This is a genomic window from Poseidonocella sp. HB161398, assembly GCF_005870025.1.
Classification (GTDB): Bacteria; Pseudomonadota; Alphaproteobacteria; order Rhodobacterales; family Rhodobacteraceae; genus Mangrovicoccus.
Genome location: NZ_VATA01000190.1, coordinates 1 through 2164 on the forward strand (window position 1 = coordinate 1; position 2164 = coordinate 2164).

The 2164-nt window shown below is 65.9% G+C and carries 2 protein-coding genes and 2 pseudogenes; all 4 read left to right on the forward strand.

The window, feature by feature from the left end; all coding sequences use genetic code 11:
- A pseudogene (locus FGX59_RS36570) lies at positions 1-442 on the forward strand (transposase); the annotation flags it as partial.
- Positions 443-513: 71 nt separating this feature from the next.
- A complete protein-coding gene (locus tag FGX59_RS36575; RefSeq protein WP_138473445.1) occupies positions 514-705 on the forward strand; it encodes a hypothetical protein in 192 nt (63 codons plus the stop codon).
- 519 nt (positions 706-1224) lie between these two features.
- On the forward strand, positions 1225-1422 hold the full coding sequence (locus FGX59_RS36580; RefSeq protein WP_138473446.1) for a hypothetical protein: 198 nt from the start codon (positions 1225-1227) through the stop codon (positions 1420-1422).
- A gap of 392 nt (positions 1423-1814) precedes the next feature.
- Positions 1815-2164: pseudogene (locus tag FGX59_RS36585) on the forward strand (electron transfer flavoprotein subunit beta/FixA family protein); the annotation flags it as partial.

Consider the following 2164-nt stretch of genomic DNA (forward strand, 5'->3'; position numbering starts at 1 on the left):
TGCCCGAGCTGCTGTCGCAAATCCCGGCCGGTGAACTTGTAGAGAGGGTCACTGCCGACGGGCCTATGACACCCGCCGCTGCCATGCGGCAATGCTCGAGCGCGCAGCGGAGCCGATCATCCCGATCCGTCGCAATGGCCGGGCCTGGAAGCCGGACAGCCCGGCCGCGATATCACGAAATGACATCATCAAGGCGACACACCGACTGGGACGGTCCATTTGGAAAAAATGGGTCGGCTATCATTCCCGAAGTCGCGTCGAGGCGCAAATGAACCGCCTGAAGCCTTTCGGGGAACGGATCATGTCACGCGACTCAGACCGTCAAACTGCTGAAATCCAGATCGGCATCATTCGCGGCTGTGCTCGGACCGGTGGCGCTCGCCGCTCATTCGCGAACCACTGCTCGGCCCTCGGAAGAGCTGAAATCGAAGTCGTTGCCTGAAGCAGGAGAGGAAAGGGGATCCTCATCCTGTCGTTCGATTAGCGCAACAAGGCCGAACGGATGCCAACGAGGTGATCACCGATTCCGGCACGCTGCGCATCCGCCACGCCTATGCGGAGTTCGGCACGCTGCTCTTCGGGCAGACTTGGTCGAACTGGTTCGATCCGCTCGCCTTTTCCGAAGTTCTGGACTTCATCGGACCGGTCCGCTCGACCGCGGGCATCCGCCAGCCGCAGCTGCGCTACCAGACGCCGCTGGGCTAGGGCGGCATTCTCAGAATTTCGCGGGAGAACCCGGAGGGCGACCTGTTCGACCGCGGCGCCGACAGCGACTTCCTCTCCGTCGGCGGGCAGGAGCCGAGCGAGATCACGCTCGACCAGTATCCCGATCCGATCGCGCGCTACCGGATCCTCGGCAAGAAGGGCCAAATCTCCTTCGGTGCGCCGGCGTGCTACATCAATGTCGACACCGGCCAGGGCACGACGATCCTCGGCGACACGGCCGATGTCGGCGCCTGGGGCTACGGGGTCTCGGTCAGCGGCAGCGCCGTTCTCGTCCCGTCGACCCGCCTGACCTTCAATGCCGAATACGGCGAGGGCATCGGCCGCTATCTCAGCCAGGCCTCGGCCAATTCCGCGGCGATCCTGGACGAGAACTACGAGATCGACCTGATCACCAGCTGGGGCGCGCAGATCGGGCTGCGCCACAAATGGACGGAGACGTGGCGCTCCGACGCGGTCTATGGCTATGGCCACAAGGAGGATTTCGGCGACATTCCTGACGTGGCGTCGCTGCGCGACCTCAACGTGAAAGACCAGCACGATGTCTGGCTGAACCTCATCTACACGCCGCGGCCGGATCTCGACATCGGGCTGGAATGCGTCTGGGGCCGCCGCACTGTCTACGAGGCCCCGGCGGCGGGCATTTCCGACAGCGGCGAGGCGCAGCGCGTGCAGCTTTCGCTCCAGTACAAGTTCTGACCCCGCCGGGCCATGGAGGGGACTGGGCAGGTGCCGGGCCTCTCCAGTGCACCGACCGGCCCGGTCTCGATGACGAGCGCATGGCCGGTCGCGCTCCCGGGCAAGGACGGCCGTCGGGCCGGGCTGCGTTACCGATCTGTGCCGAGCCGGCGCGCGGTAGCGATGCGCGTCGCGCGCCACGTCGTCCAGCCTGCCGACCGCAATGTCGAAGCGGTGGCGCGCTTCGCGATTCCGAACCGCTGCGCGTCCGTGCCTGATCCTTGCCTATGCCGGAGCGCTTGCGCCGCGCGCTCCGCACCCACCGCCGCCGTCATGGACCCCTGCGCGGGCCTTGCCGCGGCCTGCCGCTCACCTTGCCGCCGCTGCGGCACCAGAGACAGAAGAGAGTTCCCATGAAGATCCTCGTGCCCGTTAAGCGGGTGATCGACTACAACGTGAAGGTCCGCGTGAAGGCGGATGGCAGCGGTGTCGACCTCGCCAACGTCAAGATGTCGATGAACCCGTTCGACGAAATCGCCGTCGAGGAAGCCATCCGGCTCAAGGAGAAGGGCGTCGCCACCGAGATCGTCGCCGTCTCCGTCGGCGTGAAGCAGGCGCAGGAGACGCTGCGCACCGCGCTTGCCATGGGCGCCGACCGGGCGATCCTGGTCGAGGCGGCCGAGGACGTCCACCAGGACATCGAGCCGCTCGCCGTCGCCAAGATCCTCGCGAAGATCGTCGAAGAGGAGCAGCCGCAGCTGGT